Raw genomic sequence first — 17,922 nt, 5'->3', positions numbered from 1 at the left:
AGGGGCTCAGAGCGCGCGCACGCGCAGCGAGCGGCCCTTGATCTTGCCGTCGGCGAGGCGCTTGAGTGCCTGCTTGGCGATGCCGCGCTCCACCGCGACCAGGGCCTGGAAGTCGAAGATGGCGATCTTGCCGACCTGGGCGCCGGGGATGCCGGCCTCGCCGGTGAGGGCGCCGAGGATGTCGCCGGGGCGCAGCTTGTCCTTGCGTCCGGCGCCGATGCACAGGGTGACCATCGGCGGCTGCAGCGGCTCGCCGGAGGCTTTCTTCAGGCTGTCCAGCGGGTGCCAGGTCAGCGCGCCCCGCTGCAGGGTTTCCACGGCCTGGGCGCGGTGCGCCTCGGCCGGCGCCACCAGGCTGACCGCCAGGCCCTTGGCGCCGGCGCGGCCGGTGCGGCCGACGCGGTGGATGTGGGTCTCCGAGTCGCGGGCCAGCTCGACGTTGATCACCAGGTCCAGGGCGTCGATGTCCAGGCCGCGGGCGGCCACGTCGGTGGCCACCAGCACCGACAGGCTGCGGTTGGCGAACATCGCCAGCACCTGGTCGCGATCGCGCTGCTCCAGGTCGCCGTGCAGGGCCGCGGCGGAGATGCCCTGGCCGGCGAGATGGTCGACCACCTCCTGGCACTGCTGCTTGGTGAAGCAGAAGGCCACGCAGGACTGCGGACGCAAGCTGGCCAGCAGCCGGACCACGGCGTCCAGGCGCTGCTCCGGGGCGATCTCGTAAAAGCGCTGCTCGATCTGGCTGTCGTCGTGCAGGGCCTCGGCGCGGACCTGCTGCGGGTCGCGCATGAAGCTCGCGGACAGCTGCTTGATCGCCGCCGGGTAGGTGGCGGAGAACAGCAGGGTCTGGCGGCGGCTCGGGGTCTGGCCGATGATCGCGGCGATGCTGTCGTAGAAGCCCATGTCGAGCATGCGGTCGGCCTCGTCCAGCACCAGGGTGTTGAGTCCGTCGAGCTTCAGGCTGCCCTTGTCCAGATGCTGCTGGACCCGTCCCGGGGTGCCGACGATGATCTGCGCGCCGTGCTCCAGGGAGCCGATCTGCGGGCCGAAGGGCACGCCGCCGCAGAGGGTCAGCACCTTGATGTTGTCGCCGGCGCGGGCCAGGCGGCGGATCTCCTTGGCCACCTGGTCGGCCAGTTCGCGGGTCGGGCACAGCACCAGGGCCTGGCAGCCGAAGTAGCGCGGGTTGAGCGGGTGCAGCAGGCCGATGCCGAAGGCGGCGGTCTTGCCGCTGCCGGTCTTGGCCTGGGCGATCAGGTCCAGGCCCTTGAGCATCACCGGCAGGCTCTGTGCCTGGATCGGCGTCATCTGCGCGTAGCCGAGGGACTCGAGGTTGGCCAGCATGGCGGCGGACAGCGGCAGGGCGTTGAAGGCGGTGGAGGTCACGGTAGGAGCCTGCGAAAAACGAAATGGCGCGCAGTGTAACAGGCGCGGCGTTGCCGGCCGCGCCCGGCCGACAATGCGTACCGCCGTTACAGGGTCAGGGTCAGGCCGCCGAGCAGGGCGCCGGGCAACAGGCTCGAGCCGTTGTGGCGCTGCCGGTAGGTGCTGCTGGCCAGGCTCAGCTCGCGCTCGCGGGTCAGCGCCTCGAGCTGGCTGCCGAGCAGGCGGTACAGGCTGTCGTCGAAGCGCATGCTGGCCAGCGGTGCCTGGATGCGCCCGTCCTCGACCCAGAAGCTGGCGAAGCGGGTCATGCCGGTGATGCGCGCGGCGGGCCGGTCGGAGTAGTTGAGGTACCACAGGTTGCCGATATACAGGCCGGTGCCGAGACGCTCGAGAACCTGCGCCTGGGCCAGCTCGCCTCCGGCCATGACCAGGGCGCTCGGCGCCTCCCAGGGACTGGCGCCGTTGCCCGGCAGGCCGTATTCGGCGGCGCTGCGGGCGCTGACCAGGGGTTCCCCGGGGCGGCCGGCGCGGATCAGCTGCAGGTCGCGGCGCGGGAAGCCCTCGCTGGAGAAACCGGGCAGCAGCGAGCCGCTGACCTGCTCGTGCAGGTGCAGCAGCGGGCTGAGGCGGGCCTCGCCGCCGTGCAGGCGCTGCAGCGGGCTGTCCTTCTCGGCCAGGGCCTTGGCGGAGAAGCCGCCCCAGCCGAGCAGCTCGAGCACTTCCTGCAGGGCGGCGGGGGCCAGGTAGGCGCGGTAGTCGCCGGGGGCCAGGCTGCGCGCGGGGCGGCCGAGGTAGGCCAGCTGGTCGCGGGCCTGCTGCAGCCGCGCGGTGAAGGCGTCGGGTTGCCAGTGCTGGCCGGCGTACTGCGCCTTGACCGCCTGGCCGTTGCCGTGGAACAGGCTCCAGTCGAGGTTGAAACTGCTCGCCTGGTGCCAGCCGAAGGCCCCGCTGGAGCTGGCGAAGCCGCGGCTGACGGGGCCGGCGGCGTAGAAGCCGACCAGGTCCAGGCCGGCGGCCTCGCGGACGACCTGCTCGAGTACCGTGGCGCAGTCCGGCAGCGCCGTGAGCTGCAGGCTGTGGCTGCGCCAGGGCTCGCGGTTGAAGCGCAGGTAGGGATCGGCCGGCAACAGCGGCAGGACCGCGCGCAGGCGCTGCAGGGCCTCGGCCAGGCGCTGGCGATCGACCTGCGGCTCGCCGCTGAGGCTCAGCTGCTGTTCGGCATGGCGGCCGTCGCGGATCAGCCGCAGGTCCAGGCTGGTCTGCTGCACCTGGCCGGCCTGGCGCACCCGGGCCTGGTTGAAACGGACGAAGTCGGACTGCTCGGCGGCATAGCCGAGGCTGAAGTCCTCGCCAGGCGCCAGGGCGTCGCCCAGCCACTGGGCCAGGGTCTGGAACTGGGGGAGGGCGGCGTGCATCAGGCGGCTCCGCCGAAGACGTCGACCGCGGCGAACACGCAGGCGGGGGTGGCATGGCCGACCCGCACCACCTGGTTCGGCTCGCCCTTGCCGCAGTGCGGGGTGCCGAGCACCTCCCGGGTGCTGGCGTCGCCGACGGCGCTGAGCGAGCGCCAGAACCGGCTGGAGACACCGCGGTAATTGGGGTTCTTGACCACCCCGCGCAGCTCGCCCCGTTCGATCAGCTGAGCCCACTCGCAGCCGAACTGGAACTTGTTGCGCGCGTCGTCGATGGACCAGGACCTGTTGCTGGCCATCAGGATGCCGTGCTCGATGCCGCCGATCAGCTGCGCCAGGCTGTGGCTGCCCGGCTCGATATTGAGGTTGGCCATGCGGTCGATGGGCGGGCGGTTCCAGCTGCTGGCGCGGCTGCCGGCGACGCCCGGCAGGCCGCTGCGCAGCTGCGACAGGGCACCGCCCAGGGGGCGCAGCAGCAGGCCGTCGCGGATCAGGTACTCCTTGCGCGCCGGCTGGCCGTCGTCGTCGAAGGCATAGCTGGCCAGCTCCTCGGGCAGGGTCGGGTCGAAGGTCACGTTGAGCAGCCGGGAGCCGTACTGCAGGCGGCCGAAGTCCTCGGGCCTGACGAAGCTGGTGCCGGCGAAGTTGCGTTCGTCGCCGAGGATGCGGTCCAGCTCTAGGGGGTGGCCGATGGACTCGTGCAGCTGCAGGATCATCTGGTCGGGCATCAGCAGCAGGTCGCGCGGGCCGCTCGGGGTGTTGGGCGCCAGCAGCAGCTGCAGGGCCTGCTCGGCGACCCGCGGCGCGGCGCCGACCAGGCCCAGGCGCTCGATCACCTCGGCGCCGCCCTGCTGGCCGAGGTGGGCGCCGCCGAGGTGGCGGGTCTGGCTGTCGTGGCCGTCGTGGGCGGTGACGCCGAGGTGCGGGTAGACGAAGCGCTGCAGCGCGCTCAGCTCGGCGCCGCTGCTGTTCAGGTAGAGCTGCTCGACCTCGCACAACTCGAGGCCGACCCGCCAGTTGACCAGGCGCGGGTCGGCGGGCACCGCCGCCGACTCGGCGGCCAGCAGCTGGTAGCACTCGGCGAGCGTGGGAAAGGCCCGCTCGAAGCCGGGCGAACGGTACTCGCCGCGGGCACTGGAGGGCGCCAGGGCGCGCTGGTCGAGCAGGCTCAGCGGGGCGCTGCGCCGCGCCAGTTCGGCGGCCCGTTCGAGGGCGGCCTGCAGGCCCTGGCGGGACAGGTCGCTGGTCGCCGCATAGGCCTCGACCCCGGCGCTGCGTACGCTGAGCATCGCCCCCTCGTCGCGGCCGAAGCGTGGCGGCTCGGCGACCTGCTTGCGCACCCACAGCTGCTGATGGTCCTGGCGCACGTAGCGCAGCGACCAGTGCTCGGCGCGGCAGTGGAGGGCGGCGAAGTGGCGCTTGAGGGCGGCGAAGGCCTCGAACATGCGGCGGTTCCTTTCACGTGGCCCGGCGGGGGGCCGGTGACGGGAAGAGACAACCCGGGAGGGTATTCATCATTGCCGATGGCGGAGGGACGGGCAAGGACCGTCCGGCGTGCGGGCGGGGCTGTTGTGTGGAAGGGCGAACGCCGCCCGCTCGGGCGGCGTTGCGGGGGGCAGCGCTTAGAGGCCGACGTGTTTCTTCACGGCGGCGACGGCGTCCTGGCCGTCGTAGGTGGTGACGCCGGCGAGCCACTTGTCGAGCATGGCCGGGTTGGCCTTGATCCAGTTCTTGGCGACCTCGGCGGGATCTTCCTTCTCCAGCACCTTCTCCATCAGCTGGCTTTCGATCTCGACGCTGAACTGCAGGTTGTTCAGCAGCTTGCCGACGTTGGCGCAGCGTGCCTCGTAGTCCGGCGGTACCACGGTGTAGACCTTGGCGGCGCCGAAGTCGGGACCGAACACCTCATCGCCACCGGCCAGGTAGGTGATGTCGTACTGGGTGTTCATCGGGTGCGGGGCCCAGCCGAGGAACACCACCGGCTCCTTCTTGCGCACGGCGCGCTGGACCTGGACCAGCATGCCGGCCTCGCTGGACTCGACCATGCGGAAGCCGCCGAGGCCGTACTGGTCGCCCTTGATCATCTGCTCGATCAGCAGGTTGCCGTCGTTGCCCGGCTCGATGCCGTAGATCTTGCCGCCCAGCTGGTCCTTGAACTTGGCGATGTCCTGGAAGCTCTTGAGGCCGGCGTCGGCGGCGTAGGTGGGCACCGCCAGGGTGTACTTGGCGCCTTCCAGGTTCGGGGTGGGCAGCACCTTGACGCCGCCGTCCTTGGTGAAGGGCTCGATCACCGCGTCCATGGAGGGCGCCCAGTAGCCGAGGAACACGTCGATCTGGCTGTTCTTCACGCCGGTGAAGGCGATGGGTACCGAGGCCATGATCTTGCGCGGCTGGTAGCCCAGGCCCTCGGTGAGGGTCATGGCGACGCCGGTGGTGGCGGCGATGTCGGCCCAGCCGATCTCGGCGAAGCGCACCTGCTTGCAGCTCTCCGGCTCCTGGGCCCAGGCCGCCTGGGCCAGGGTGCAGGACAGCAGGCCGAGGCCGGCGATGGTCTTCAACTTCTTCATGAGTGACTCCCTAGGTGGTTGGATAGAGTGAACCGCGTTCACTGACGTTGAAAGCGCGCGTTCACCCAGCTGATCAGGCCGCTGCGGGGGCGGTCTGCTTGGTGCCGAAACTCTCGGTGATGCGGTCGAGGATGATGGCCAGCAGGACCACGGCCATGCCGCTCTCGAAGCCTAGCCCGATATCCAGGCGCTGGATGCTCGCCAGCACGTCGTTGCCCAGGCCGCCGGCGCCGACCATGGAGGCGATGATGACCATGGACAGGGCCATCATGATGGTCTGGTTGACCCCGGCCATGATCGACGGCATGGCGTTGGGCAGCTGCACCTTGAACAGCAGCTGGCGGCCGGTGCAGCCGAAGGACTGGCCGGCCTCGACGATCTCCTTGTTGACCTGGCGGATGCCCAGGTTGGTCAGGCGCACGGCCGGGGGCATGGCGAAGATCACCGTGGCGATGATGCCGGGCACGCGGCCGAGGCCGAAGAGCATGGCCGCCGGGATCAGGTAGACGAAGGCCGGCATGGTCTGCATGAAGTCCAGCACCGGGCGGATGGTGGTGGCCACCCGCTCGCTGCGGGCGGCCCAGATGCCCAGGGGGATGCCCAGCAGCAGGCTGATCAGGGTCGAGGAGAAGGTCAGGCCGAGGGTGACCACGGTCTGCTCCCAGAAGCCGGTCATGACGATGAGGACGAAGGACACGGCGGTGAAGACGGCGAAGCGCGAGCCGATGCGCCACAGGCCGAGGCCGACGAAGATGGCGATCAGCAGCCAGGCCGGCGGCAGCATCAGCAGGGCCTCGATGCCCTCGGAGAAGCCGGCGACCACGCTGCCGATGCTGTCGAAGGCGCCGCTGTAGTTGTCCAGCAGGTGCTGGACCACGTCGTTGACCCAGCTGCCCAGGTCGAGTTTCTTGTCGCTCATGTCATTCTCCCTGCATACGGTTGAGCAGGCGGCCCTTGCTGATGGCGCCGCTGTAGAGGCCGTTGGCGTCGACCACCGGGATGGGGCCCTCGTTGTCCACCAGGCGCTCGATCACCTGGTCCAGCGGCATGTCCTCGGCGACCGGCTCGACCGGCTTGAGCAGATCCCGGCTGAGTTCCCGCGGATTGACGCCGTCGACCATCAGGGCGATCTTCTCCAGGCTGATGGAGCCGCAGAAGCGCCGGTGTTCGTCGAGGACGAAGGCGTAGTGCTTGTCCTGCGCCTGCAGCTCCCGGCACACGGTCAGGGCGCAGGGCGCCACGCCGTTGTGCACGTAGGTCGGCACGCTGTCGGCCTTGAGCTGGCCGGCGGTGAGGTAGCGGTTGGTGTCGACGGTGTCGAAGAAGTTGCGCACGTAGTCGTTGGCCGGCTTGTCGATCAGCTCCTGGGGGGTGCCGACCTGGATCAGCTTGCCGCCCTCCATGATGCCGATGCGGTTGCCGATGCGCATGGCCTCCTCGATGTCGTGGGAGACGAAGATGATGGTGCGGCGGTGGGTCTTCTGCAGCTCCAGCAGCAGGTCCTGCATCTCGCGGCGCTTGAGCGGGTCGAGGGCGGAGAAGGCCTCGTCCATGATCATCATCGAGGGGTCCACCGCCAGGGCGCGGGCCAGGCCGACGCGCTGCTGCATGCCGCCGGACAGCTCGTGGGGGTGCTTGTGGGCGAAGGTGTCCAGGCCGACCTGGGCGAGCACGTCCATGGCGCGCTTCTCGCGCTCCTTGCGGCCGACGCCTGCCACTTCCAGGCCGAAGGCGGCGTTGTCCAGCACGCTGCGCGAGGGCATCAGGGCGAAGGACTGGAAGACCATGCTCATGTCGCGGCGGCGCAGGTCGACCAGTTCGGCGTTGGCCATCTTGGCGACGTTCTGGCCGTCGATGTAGACGTCACCGGCGCTGGGTTCGATGAGGCGGTTGATCAGGCGGATCAGGGTGGACTTGCCGGAGCCGGAGAGGCCCATGAGGACGAAGATCTCGCCCTCCTCGACGCTGAAGGACACGTCGCTGACGCCGATCACGGCGCCCTTCTCGGCAAGGATCTTGTCCTTGCTCCAGCCCTGCTTGAGCAGGTCGATGGCTTCTTGCGGGTTTTGGCCGAAGACCTTGTACAGGTTCTCGACGACGATCTTTCCTGACTGCATTTGGGTAGGACCCTCTCTTATTAGAATTCAGTTCAGTTACTGGGAACCCGGCGCGCAAGGCACGGCGGCCGTGAGGTGCTTTCGATAGTGCTTACCTGTGTCGGAGTGGGTGGGCGGGTTGGCGCGCCGTTGCGCCACCGCCCGGGGCGGTGGCCGCGATCAGGGCGCGGCGATCCGCGCTAGCGCTGCGCCGCCCGGCGCACCGGGGCGCCGCCGGCCACGTAATAGGGTGCGGTGCTGCGCGGCAGCGGCGTGCGGCCGCGGATCCGGTCGGCGATCTTCTCGGCCATCATGATGGTCGGCGCATTGAGGTTGCCGGTGGTGATGATCGGCATGATCGAGGCGTCGACCACCCGCAGGCCTTCCAGGCCGTGCACCCGGCCCTGGCCGTCGACCACCGCCATGTCGTCCTCGCCCATCTTGCAGGAGCAGGAGGGGTGGAAGGCGGTTTCCGCGTGTCGGCGGACGAAGGCGTCCAGCTCGGCATCGCTGTTCACCTCGACGCCTGGGCTCAGCTCGCGGCCGCGGTAGGGGTCGAGGGCGGACTGCGCCATGATCTCGCGGGTGATGCGGATGCCGTCGCGGAACTCCTGCCAGTCCTGCTCGTGGGACATGTAGTTGAACAGGATGCTCGGGTGCTGGCGCGGGTCCTTGGACTTGAGGTGGACGCGGCCGCGGCTGGGCGAGCGCATGGAGCCGACGTGGGCCTGGAAGCCGTGCTCCCTGACCGCGTTGCTGCCGTTGTAATTGATCGCCACCGGCAGGAAGTGGTACTGGAGGTTCGGCCACTCGAACTCTTCGCGGCTGCGGATGAAGCCGCCGGCCTCGAACTGGTTGCTGGCGCCGGTGCCCTTGCCGAGGAACATCCACTCGGCGCCGATCTTCGGCTGGTTCCACCATTGCAGCGCCGGGTACAGGGAGACCGGCTGCTTGCAGGCGTACTGCAGGTACATCTCCAGGTGGTCCTGGAGATTCTGGCCGACGCCGGGCAGCTCGTGCACCAGGGGGATGTCCAGGTCGCGCAACAGCGCGCCGGGGCCGACCCCGGAGCGCTGCAGGATCTGCGGCGAGGCGATGGCGCCGCTGCACAGCAGCACCTCGCGGCGGGCGTGCACGGTGGTCGCGGCGTTGCTCTCGCCGCGCAGGTAGGCGACGCCGATGGCGCGCTTGCCATCGAACAGGATGCGGTCGGTGAGAGCGTGGGTGACGATGCTCAGGTTGGGCCGACCGCGGGCCTGGTCCAGGTAGCCGCGGGCGGTGCTGGCGCGCCGGCCCTTGGGGGTCACGGTGCGGTCCATCGGCCCGAAGCCTTCCTGCTGGTAGCCGTTGAGGTCGTCGGTGCGCGGGTAGCCGGCCTGTACGCCGGCCTCGATCATGGCCTGGAACAGCGGGTTGTTGCCGTTCTTCGGCGTGGTCACGCTGACCGGACCGTCGCCGCCGTGGTAGGCGTTGGGGCCGATGTCGCGGGTCTCGGCCTTGCGGAAATAGGGCAGGCAGTCCAGGTAGCTCCAGTCCTCCAGGCCCTCGAGCTTGGCCCAGCCGTCGTAGTCCATGGCGTTGCCGCGGATGTAGCACATGCCGTTGATCAGGGACGAGCCGCCCAGGCCCTTGCCGCGGCCACATTCCATGCGGCGGTTGTCCATGTGCGGCTCGGGGTCGGTCTCGTAGGCCCAGTTGTAGCGTCGGCCCTGCAGGGGGAAGGCCAGGGCGGCGGGCATCTGGGTGCGGAAGTCGAGGCGGTAGTCGGGGCCGCCGGCCTCCAGCAGCAGCACGCTGACGTCGGCATCCTCGGTCAGGCGGGTGGCCAGCACGTTACCGGCCGAGCCGGCGCCGATGATGATGTAGTCGAATTCTTCACGCATAGGACCTTCCTGCTGTTGCGCCCGGAGCGAATTCCGGGGGTTGCCGCCAGACCTGTCCCGGAATGCCTCCGGGCCTCGCCGGGCCCGCCGGTCGCGGGCCCCTCTCAATCAGGGGTTCAGAACACCGAGGCGTAGTCGCCCAGCTCCACCTGCACCGACTTGACCTGGGTGTAGTGCTCGAGGGTCGCCACGCCGTTCTCGCGGCCGACGCCCGACTGCTTGTAGCCGCCCACCGGCATCTCCGCCGGCGACTCGCCCCAGGCGTTGATCCAGCAGATGCCGGCTTCCAGGCGGTGGATGACTCGGTGCGCCCGGGCCAGGTCGCGGGTCACCAGGCCGGCGGCCAGGCCGTACTCGGTGTCGTTGGCGCGGCGGATCACTTCTTCCTCGCCGTCGTAGGCGAGGATGCTCATCACCGGGCCGAAGATTTCCTCGCGCACTATGGTCATCTCGTCGCTGCAGTCGCTGAACACGGTCGGGGCGACATAGGCGCCATTGGCGTAGGCACCCTCGGTCACCCGCTGGCCGCCGCAGAGCAGGCGCGCGCCTTCCTTGCGGCCGCTCTCGATGTACTCGAGCACGCTCTCCATGTGGGCGAAGCTGACCAGCGGGCCGAAGTTGGTGTCGGCATCCTCCGGGTTGCCCAGGCGAATGCGCTGCACCCGCTCCAGGATCTTGGCCTCGAAGCGCGCCTGCAGCTGGCGCGGGATGAACACCCGGGTGCCGTTGGTGCAGACCTGACCGGAGCTGTAGAAGTTGGCCATCATGGCGATGTCGGCGGCGCGGTCGAGGTCGGCGTCGTCGAAGATGATCAGCGGCGACTTGCCGCCCAGCTCCATGGTCACGTCCTTGAGGGTCGAGCCGGAGGCGCTGGCCATGACCTTCTTGCCGGTGCTGGTGCCGCCGGTGAAGGAGATCTTGGCGATGCCCGGGTGCTCGGTGAGCCACTGGCCGACTTCGCGGCCGCTGCCGGTGAGCACGTTGAACACGCCGTCCGGCAGGCCGGCCTCGGTGTAGATCTCGGCCAGCTTGAGCACCGACAGCGGGGTCACTTCGCTGGGCTTGAAGATCATCGCGTTGCCGGCGGCCAGGGCCGGGGCGGATTTCCACAGGGCGATCTGGATCGGGTAGTTCCAGGCGCCGATGCCGGCCACCACGCCTAGGGGCTCGCGGCGGGTGTAGACGAAGGAGGATTCGCGCAGCGGGATCTGCTGGCCCTCGAGGGCGGGGATCAGGCCGGCGTAGTACTCCAGCACGTCGGCGCCGGTGACGATGTCCACCGCCTGGGTCTCGGACAGCGGCTTGCCGGTGTCGAGGGTCTCGAGGGCGGCCAGCTCGTCGTTGCGCGCGCGGAGGATGTCCACCGCCTTGCGCAGGATGCGCGAGCGCTGCATGGCGGTCATCGCCGCCCACACCTTCTGCCCTTCGGCGGCGCTGGCGACGGCGCGCTCGACGTCGTCCTTGCCGGCGCGCTGCACCCGGGCCAGGACTTCGCCGTTGGCCGGGTTGACGGTTTCGAAGCTGGCGCCGCTGCTCGAGTCGACGTAGCGACCGCCGATGTAGAGCTTCTGTTCGTCGAATCGGGGCATGGCGCAATCCTCTTGATGATCATCTACGCAGGGCTGGCGGGCGGCGTCTGGGCGCCCTGGCCGGTGAAAGTGGAAACCAGCCTAGGTTATTTTTATTGAATGATCAATCAATAAAAATAGTCGGGAACGACAAGGCCGGCTCCGATTGCGACGGGGCGGGCGGTCTCTGGAGGGGCGAAAAAGGTGCGTTGGGCGCGCTGCAAGGCCCGTGTCAGGCGGGCCGGGAGCGATTCAGAGCGGGCTGCCGCTGAGGCGGCGCGGGCGCTCGGCGCGCGCGGGGCCTTCGGCCTTGGCCAGCTGCAGGTCGAGGTAGTCGTAGGCGATCTGCACGGCCTGCTGGATGTCGAAGGCCTCGCCGGACAGGGCGCCGCGCAGCCACAGGCCGTCGATCAGCGCGGCCAGGCCGCGGGCGGCGGAGCGGGCCTGCTGCTGCGGCAGGGCGCGCAGGAACTGGCCGCAGAGGTTGGAGTACAGGCGGTGGTCGTTGATCCGCTGCAGGCGGCGCAGGGACGGGTGGTGCATGCTGGCGGCCCAGAAGGCCAGCCAGGTCTTCATGGCGGGGCCGTTGACCTGGCTGTCGTCGAAGTTGCTGTCGATGATCGCGCGCAGCTGGGTGCGCGGGCTGTCCTCGCCGAGCGCGGCGCGACGCGCCCGCGAGGCCTGGCTCAGGGCCTGCATCAGGTGGCGCATGGTGGCGGCCAGCAGGCCGTTCTTGTCCTGGAAATAGTGGCTGATGATGCCGTTGGAGACCCCCGCCAGGCGGGCGATATAGGCGATGCTGGCCTCGCCCATGCCGACCTGGTCGATGGCTTGGAGCGTGGCGGCGATCAACTGCGAGCGGCGGATGGGCTGCATTCCAACCTTGGGCATCGGTGTCTCCAGCGATTGAGGGTCCCGGGGGATTGGGCGCAGTCTAGGGCGGTTTTTGTTGGTCGATCAATCAAATATGCCGATCGCGGGGCCGGTGGCCGGGCGGCGGCAGGCGCGGGCGCGCCGGAAGGAGGAACGAAAAAGCGGGCCGAGGCCCGCTTTTTCGTTGTTGCCAGTCAGGGCTTATTTCAGCCAGCTGTCGACCCGCTCGGGGTTCTGGGCGACCCAGTCCTTGGCGGCCTGCTCCGGCTTGGCGCCGTCGCGGATGGCCAGCATCACCGCACCGATCTCCTCGCTGGTCCAGTTGAACTTCTTGAGGAAGGCCACGGCCTCCGGCGCCTTGTCCTTGAAGCTCGGGTTGACCACGGAATCGACGTGCTCGGCTTCGCCGTAGACGCCCATCGGGTCTTCGAGGAAGCGCAACTTCCACTTGGCGAACATCCAGTGCGGTACCCAGCCCGGCACCACGATGGCCTCGTTCTTCTTGATGGCGCGTGCCAGGGCGGTGGCCATGGCCGGGCCGGAGCTCGGCATCAGCTTGTAGTCGAGCTGGTACTTCTCGATGGCCTCTTCGCTGCGGCGCATGATGCCGGCGCCGGCGTCGATGCCGGTGATCTTGCCGTCGTAGGCGTCCTTGGTGGCGTTCAGGTCGGCGATGCTCTTGGCTTCGACGTAGTCCGGCACGACCAGGCCGATCTTGGCGTCGTTGTAGTTGGTGCCGAGCACTTCCAGCTGGTCCTTGAACTTGGCGTAGTACTCGCCGTGGGTCACCGGCAGCCAGGCGGAGAGCAGGCCGTCGATGTCGCCACGGGCCACGCCCTGCCACATGATGGCCGGCTCGAGGGGCTTGAGCTCGACGTCGTAGCCGAGCTTGCTTTCCAGGATTTCGGCGGCGAGGTAGCTGGTGGCGACGCTGTCGTCCCAGCCGTTGACGAAGCCGAAGGTCAGGGTCGGCTTCTCAGCGGCCATGGCGCTGGACATGCCCAGCGCCAGAGTGGCGGCGCCGAGGCCTTGGAGGAGGGTCTTGAGTTTGCGCATAGGTGTAACTCCGTCAGGGTGAGTTGCAGTTCTTGTTGGTGTTACTGGCTCGTTCTGATTGCGGGTACTGCGTCGGCCGGTCTGCCGGGTGGGGCAGGCCGGTGGGTTGTCGAGCCGCGAGCGGGTCGCTGGCTCTCGAGGGTTGCAGGCAAGCGGCGGGTTGGGCCGCGGTTTGCCCTGTCCCGCCCGGCGCCGGGGGCGGGCGGGACAGGTTCCTTCGGCCCCTTAGAGGCCGACGTGTTTCTTCACGGCGGCGACGGCGTCCTGGCCGTCGTAGGTGGTGACGCCGGCGAGCCACTTGTCGAGCATGGCCGGGTTGGCCTTGATCCAGTTCTTGGCGACCTCGGCGGGATCTTCCTTCTCCAGCACCTTCTCCATCAGCTGGCTTTCGATCTCGACGCTGAACTGCAGGTTGTTCAGCAGCTTGCCGACGTTGGCGCAGCGTGCCTCGTAGTCCGGCGGTACCACGGTGTAGACCTTGGCGGCGCCGAAGTCGGGACCGAACACCTCATCGCCACCGGCCAGGTAGGTGATGTCGTACTGGGTGTTCATCGGGTGCGGGGCCCAGCCGAGGAACACCACCGGCTCCTTCTTGCGCACGGCGCGCTGGACCTGGACCAGCATGCCGGCCTCGCTGGACTCGACCATGCGGAAGCCGCCGAGGCCGTACTGGTCGCCCTTGATCATCTGCTCGATCAGCAGGTTGCCGTCGTTGCCCGGCTCGATGCCGTAGATCTTGCCGCCCAGCTGGTCCTTGAACTTGGCGATGTCCTGGAAGCTCTTGAGGCCGGCGTCGGCGGCGTAGGTGGGCACCGCCAGGGTGTACTTGGCGCCTTCCAGGTTCGGGGTGGGCAGCACCTTGACGCCGCCGTCCTTGGTGAAGGGCTCGATCACCGCGTCCATGGAGGGTGCCCAGTAGCCGAGGAACACGTCGATCTGGCTGTTCTTCACGCCGGTGAAGGCGATGGGTACCGAGGCCATGATCTTGCGCGGCTGGTAGCCCAGGCCCTCGGTGAGGGTCATGGCGACGCCGGTGGTGGCGGCGATGTCGGCCCAGCCGATCTCGGCGAAGCGCACCTGCTTGCAGCTCTCCGGCTCCTGGGCCCAGGCCGCCTGGGCCAGGGTGCAGGACAGCAGGCCGAGGCCGGCGATGGTCTTCAACTTCTTCATGAGTGACTCCCTAGGTGGTTGGATAGAGTGAACCGCGTTCACTGACGTTGAAAGCGCGCGTTCACCCAGCTGATCAGGCCGCTGCGGGGGGCGGTCTGCTTGGTGCCGAAACTCTCGGTGATGCGGTCGAGGATGATGGCCAGCAGGACCACGGCCATGCCGCTCTCGAAGCCTAGCCCGATATCCAGGCGCTGGATGCTCGCCAGCACGTCGTTGCCCAGGCCGCCGGCGCCGACCATGGAGGCGATGATGACCATGGACAGGGCCATCATGATGGTCTGGTTGACCCCGGCCATGATCGACGGCATGGCGTTGGGCAGCTGCACCTTGAACAGCAGCTGGCGGCCGGTGCAGCCGAAGGACTGGCCGGCCTCGACGATCTCCTTGTTGACCTGGCGGATGCCCAGGTTGGTCAGGCGCACGGCCGGGGGCATGGCGAAGATCACCGTGGCGATGATGCCGGGCACGCGGCCGAGGCCGAAGAGCATGGCCGCCGGGATCAGGTAGACGAAGGCCGGCATGGTCTGCATGAAGTCCAGCACCGGGCGGATGGTGGTGGCCACCCGCTCGCTGCGGGCGGCCCAGATGCCCAGGGGGATGCCCAGCAACAGGCTGATCAGGGTCGAGGAGAAGGTCAGGCCGAGGGTGACCACGGTCTGCTCCCAGAAGCCGGTCATGACGATGAGGACGAAGGACACGGCGGTGAAGACGGCGAAGCGCGAGCCGATGCGCCACAGGCCGAGGCCGACGAAGATGGCGATCAGCAGCCAGGCCGGCGGCAGCATCAGCAGGGCCTCGATGCCCTCGGAGAAGCCGGCGACCACGCTGCCGATGCTGTCGAAGGCGCCGCTGTAGTTGTCCAGCAGGTGCTGGACCACGTCGTTGACCCAGCTGCCCAGGTCGAGTTTCTTGTCGCTCATGTCATTCTCCCTGCATACGGTTGAGCAGGCGGCCCTTGCTGATGGCGCCGCTGTAGAGGCCGTTGGCGTCGACCACCGGGATGGGGCCCTCGTTGTCCACCAGGCGCTCGATCACCTGGTCCAGCGGCATGTCCTCCGGCACCGGGTCGATGCGCTTGAGCACGTCCAGGTCCAGGCCGCACTGGCTGTTGCCGTCGACCATCAGGGCGATCTTCTCCAGGCTGATGGAGCCGCAGAAACGCTTCTCGCCGTCGACGATGAAGGCGTAGTGCTTGTCCAGCGCCTGCAGTTCCTGGCACACCTTGTTGGCGTCCGGCGCCACGCCGTTGTGCACGTAGAGGGGCACGCTGTCGGCCTTGAGCTGGCCGGCGGTGAGGTAGCGGTTGGTGTCGACGGTGTCGAAGAAGTTGCGCACGTAGTCGTTGGCCGGCTTGTCGACCAGCTCCTGGGGGGTGCCGACCTGGATCAGCTTGCCGCCCTCCATGATGCCGATGCGGCTGCCGATGCGCATGGCCTCCTCGATGTCGTGGGAGACGAAGATGATGGTGCGGCGGTGGGTCTTCTGCAGCTCCAGCAGCAGGTCCTGCATCTCGCGGCGCTTGAGCGGGTCGAGGGCGGAGAAGGCCTCGTCCATGATCATCATCGAGGGGTCCACGGCCAGGGCGCGGGCCAGGCCGACGCGCTGCTGCATGCCGCCGGACAGCTCGTGGGGGTGCTTGTGGGCGAAGGTGTCCAGGCCGACCTGGGCGAGCACGTCCATGGCGCGCTTCTCGCGCTCCTTGCGGCCGACGCCTGCCACTTCCAGGCCGAAGGCGGCGTTGTCCAGCACGCTGCGCGAGGGCATCAGGGCGAAGGACTGGAAGACCATGCTCATGTCGCGGCGGCGCAGGTCGACCAGTTCGGCGTTGGCCATCTTGGCGACGTTCTGGCCGTCGATGTAGACGTCACCGGCGCTGGGTTCGATGAGGCGGTTGATCAGGCGGATCAGGGTGGACTTGCCGGAGCCGGAGAGGCCCATGAGGACGAAGATCTCGCCCTCCTCGACGCTGAAGGACACGTCGCTGACGCCGATCACGGCGCCCTTCTCGGCAAGGATCTTGTCCTTGCTCCAGCCCTGCTTGAGCAGGTCGATGGCTTCTTGCGGGTTTTGGCCGAAGACCTTGTACAGGTTCTCGACGACGATCTTTCCAGACTTCATGGGAGGTTTCCCCTTCAGTAGACATCCAGACCAGCTACATGGAACCCGATGAGCGCCCTCGGGCGACTCGTCAGGTGATGCCGACTGTTCTTGCCTGTGTGGGTGGTCATGATTTCCGGGTTTGGGCAACATTCTGCAGGACGGTGTGCGCGGTGCTCGGGCGCAATCGGGGCGCTGCGCCATCTGCCGTGTCGGCGCTGGGCGCTACTCGAGTGCGTGGTTGAGCGAACCTTGCTGTGCCGTGCTGCAAACTGCTTTCCAAACCCTCTGGCAGTGTTACGAAGCCCAATCCTTTGGGAGATCACATCCCGAAACCGGGATGTACGTGCGTCCGAATTTTCTTGTTGGGCCGGCGCCCAAGTGGGGGGCCAGCGCTTATCTGTTTTCGGTCCGGAGCTGTGGGACTCCGGTCTGCCGGCTCCCTGGGGAGGCGGCAGCGACGAGATCGGCTGACTCAACGATATAGCCTTCGAAAGGTCGCAATTGTCGGTTTACGACGTTGACGTGTTGGGCGACGACATGACGACTACCTAAAAAAACCATACCAGATTATGGCCCGCCTTGGCCAAGGCGGGCGGCCGTGCAAGGCGCGCCCTAAAGCCTCGCACCGGCCTTCAGGCGGGGCCTGCCGGGGGGTGTGGCGGATCCGCTGCGGGGGAAAATTATGGCGTTTGGCCGCTATTCAGCGGGCTGCCGTCGCGCCTGGTGACGCCTTGCAGCCATTGTGCGCGGGTCTGCGGGTTGGCTTTCAGCCAGGCCTTGGCCTCGCGCCTGGGGGTGGTGTTCTGGTTGAGGATGGCCTCCATCAGGTCGTTTTCCATCTGCAGGCTGAAACGCAGGTTCTTCAGCAGCCGGCCGAGGTTCGGGCACTGGCTCGCATAGTCCCTGCGAGTGGCGGTATAGACGGTGGCGCCGCCCAGGTTGGGGCCGAAGTAGTCGTCGCCGCCGGGCAGGTAGTTGACCTTCAGCTGGTTGTTCATCGGATGGGGCTCCCAGGCGAGGAACACCGCCGCCTTCTTCAGATGGTCGGCGCGCTTGACGTGCAGGATCATCTCCGACTCGCTGGATTCCGCCAGGCGGAAGCCGGCGAGGTCGAAGGCGTTCTTCTCGACCATCTGCGCGATGGTCTTGTTGGCGCTGTTGCCGGGCTCGATGCCGTAGATTTTGCCGCCCAGGGCCTTCTTGTGCTTGGCGATGTCGGCGAAGGTGCGGATGCCGGCGTCGTGGCCGGCCTGGTTGACCGCCAGGGTGTACTTGGCCCCCTCCAGATTGATCGCCAGCAACTCGACCGAGCCGTCGTCCAAGTAGGGGCGCACCCCCTTCTCCGAGCTGGGCAGCCACAGGTCGAGGAATACATCGAGGTCGTTGTTGCGCAGGGCCTCGTAGGTCTCGGGCACCGACAGGCGCTTGAGCTGGGTGCGGTAGCCCAGCTCGCTGAGCAGCAGGCGGGTGACGGCGTTGGTGACGATCAGGTCGGTCCAGCCGACGTCGGCCAGGCGGACCCGGTCGCAGGCGGCGGGGTCCGCCGCCTGGGCCAGCAATGGGGTGCTCAGCAATGCTGCCAGAAGATAGCTTTTGTAGCGTTTCATGGTCGCTTCCAAGTAACCGTTTACGGGCTCCCTGCCGCTCCGGCACAGGGCGTGTGGCCCTGGGCGAGGCGAGGGGCTGGCCGCGCATGGGCGCCTGGATCATGGCGCCAGAGCTCGAGTGTTGCCTACGCGCAGGGTCGCGTACGGAACGTTGTTGTCGCATTTCGTGTCGTCTGCGCCAAAAACTGTCGCCTGGGTCACGCA

General features: G+C 68.1%; 13 protein-coding genes and 1 pseudogene. All 14 read right to left on the bottom strand.

Translation table 11 applies throughout. The features are described from left to right. Positions 1 to 6: 6 nt before the first annotated feature. Complete coding sequence (gene dbpA / locus I0D00_RS20735; RefSeq protein WP_213641660.1) at positions 7 to 1,386, bottom strand: ATP-dependent RNA helicase DbpA; 1,380 nt, start codon at positions 1,384 to 1,386, stop codon at positions 7 to 9. A gap of 86 nt (positions 1,387 to 1,472) precedes the next feature. Continuing rightward, positions 1,473 to 2,801, bottom strand: coding sequence for a TldD/PmbA family protein (locus I0D00_RS20730; RefSeq protein WP_213641659.1), 1,329 nt, complete (start codon positions 2,799 to 2,801; stop codon positions 1,473 to 1,475). Further along, a complete protein-coding gene (locus I0D00_RS20725) occupies positions 2,801 to 4,243 on the bottom strand; it encodes a TldD/PmbA family protein (protein ID WP_213641658.1) in 1,443 nt (480 codons plus the stop codon). Before I0D00_RS20725 ends, I0D00_RS20730 begins: the two co-directional genes overlap by 1 nt. A gap of 177 nt (positions 4,244 to 4,420) precedes the next feature. Beyond that, positions 4,421 to 5,365 carry a choline ABC transporter substrate-binding protein gene (locus I0D00_RS20720; protein WP_213641651.1) on the bottom strand — a complete coding sequence of 315 codons (945 nt, stop codon included), beginning with the start codon at positions 5,363 to 5,365 and terminating at the stop codon, positions 4,421 to 4,423. A 38-nt stretch (positions 5,366 to 5,403) separates the two neighbouring features. After that, positions 5,404 to 6,284, bottom strand: a pseudogene (locus I0D00_RS20715) (ABC transporter permease). A 1-nt stretch (position 6,285) separates the two neighbouring features. Beyond that, positions 6,286 to 7,482 carry a quaternary amine ABC transporter ATP-binding protein gene (locus tag I0D00_RS20710; RefSeq protein ID WP_213641656.1) on the bottom strand — a complete coding sequence of 399 codons (1,197 nt, stop codon included), beginning with the start codon at positions 7,480 to 7,482 and terminating at the stop codon, positions 6,286 to 6,288. Positions 7,483 to 7,661: 179 nt separating this feature from the next. Beyond that, positions 7,662 to 9,344, bottom strand: coding sequence for a choline dehydrogenase (gene betA / locus I0D00_RS20705; protein ID WP_213641655.1), 1,683 nt, complete (start codon positions 9,342 to 9,344; stop codon positions 7,662 to 7,664). 116 nt (positions 9,345 to 9,460) lie between these two features. Continuing rightward, positions 9,461 to 10,933, bottom strand: coding sequence for a betaine-aldehyde dehydrogenase (gene betB, locus I0D00_RS20700; protein WP_213641654.1), 1,473 nt, complete (start codon positions 10,931 to 10,933; stop codon positions 9,461 to 9,463). Positions 10,934 to 11,164: 231 nt separating this feature from the next. Next, positions 11,165 to 11,803: a transcriptional regulator BetI gene (gene betI, locus I0D00_RS20695; protein WP_213641653.1), complete on the bottom strand. Its 639-nt coding sequence runs from the start codon at positions 11,801 to 11,803 to the stop codon at positions 11,165 to 11,167. A 183-nt stretch (positions 11,804 to 11,986) separates the two neighbouring features. Continuing rightward, complete coding sequence (locus I0D00_RS20690) at positions 11,987 to 12,841, bottom strand: glycine betaine ABC transporter substrate-binding protein (RefSeq protein WP_213641652.1); 855 nt, start codon at positions 12,839 to 12,841, stop codon at positions 11,987 to 11,989. 225 nt (positions 12,842 to 13,066) lie between these two features. Next, positions 13,067 to 14,011, bottom strand: a complete 945-nt coding sequence (locus I0D00_RS20685) for a choline ABC transporter substrate-binding protein (RefSeq protein WP_213641651.1) — start codon at positions 14,009 to 14,011, stop codon at positions 13,067 to 13,069. A 38-nt stretch (positions 14,012 to 14,049) separates the two neighbouring features. Then, positions 14,050 to 14,931, bottom strand: a complete 882-nt coding sequence (locus I0D00_RS20680; RefSeq protein ID WP_213641650.1) for an ABC transporter permease — start codon at positions 14,929 to 14,931, stop codon at positions 14,050 to 14,052. 1 nt (position 14,932) lies between these two features. Next, on the bottom strand, positions 14,933 to 16,129 hold the full coding sequence (locus tag I0D00_RS20675) for a quaternary amine ABC transporter ATP-binding protein (RefSeq protein WP_213641649.1): 1,197 nt from the start codon (positions 16,127 to 16,129) through the stop codon (positions 14,933 to 14,935). Positions 16,130 to 16,791: 662 nt separating this feature from the next. After that, positions 16,792 to 17,718 (bottom strand): choline ABC transporter substrate-binding protein, encoded by a 927-nt coding sequence (choX, locus tag I0D00_RS20670; RefSeq protein WP_213641648.1) that lies wholly within the window; start codon positions 17,716 to 17,718, stop codon positions 16,792 to 16,794. Between the last annotated feature and the right edge of the window lie 204 nt (positions 17,719 to 17,922).

It is taken from the genome of Pseudomonas lalucatii, from assembly GCF_018398425.1.
Lineage (GTDB): Bacteria > Pseudomonadota > Gammaproteobacteria > Pseudomonadales > Pseudomonadaceae > Aquipseudomonas > Aquipseudomonas lalucatii.
This window is presented reverse-complemented; position numbering and strand designations above follow the sequence as displayed.

Excerpts from the sequence above, each read along its gene's own strand:
- I0D00_RS20710 (WP_213641656.1), bottom strand. The coding sequence starts at position 7,482 with ATGCAGTCAGGAAAGATCGTCGTCGAGAACCTGTACAAGGTCTTCGGC.
- betA (WP_213641655.1), bottom strand. The coding sequence starts at position 9,344 with ATGCGTGAAGAATTCGACTACATCATCATCGGCGCCGGCTCGGCCGGT.
- I0D00_RS20730 (WP_213641659.1), bottom strand. The coding sequence starts at position 2,801 with ATGCACGCCGCCCTCCCCCAGTTCCAGACCCTGGCCCAGTGGCTGGGC.
- I0D00_RS20690 (WP_213641652.1), bottom strand. The coding sequence starts at position 12,841 with ATGCGCAAACTCAAGACCCTCCTCCAAGGCCTCGGCGCCGCCACTCTG.
- I0D00_RS20720 (WP_213641651.1), bottom strand. The coding sequence starts at position 5,365 with ATGAAGAAGTTGAAGACCATCGCCGGCCTCGGCCTGCTGTCCTGCACC.
- I0D00_RS20685 (WP_213641651.1), bottom strand. The coding sequence starts at position 14,011 with ATGAAGAAGTTGAAGACCATCGCCGGCCTCGGCCTGCTGTCCTGCACC.
- I0D00_RS20675 (WP_213641649.1), bottom strand. The coding sequence starts at position 16,129 with ATGAAGTCTGGAAAGATCGTCGTCGAGAACCTGTACAAGGTCTTCGGC.
- choX (WP_213641648.1), bottom strand. The coding sequence starts at position 17,718 with ATGAAACGCTACAAAAGCTATCTTCTGGCAGCATTGCTGAGCACCCCA.
- I0D00_RS20725 (WP_213641658.1), bottom strand. The coding sequence starts at position 4,243 with ATGTTCGAGGCCTTCGCCGCCCTCAAGCGCCACTTCGCCGCCCTCCAC.
- I0D00_RS20680 (WP_213641650.1), bottom strand. The coding sequence starts at position 14,931 with ATGAGCGACAAGAAACTCGACCTGGGCAGCTGGGTCAACGACGTGGTC.
- betB (WP_213641654.1), bottom strand. The coding sequence starts at position 10,933 with ATGCCCCGATTCGACGAACAGAAGCTCTACATCGGCGGTCGCTACGTC.
- betI (WP_213641653.1), bottom strand. The coding sequence starts at position 11,803 with ATGCCCAAGGTTGGAATGCAGCCCATCCGCCGCTCGCAGTTGATCGCC.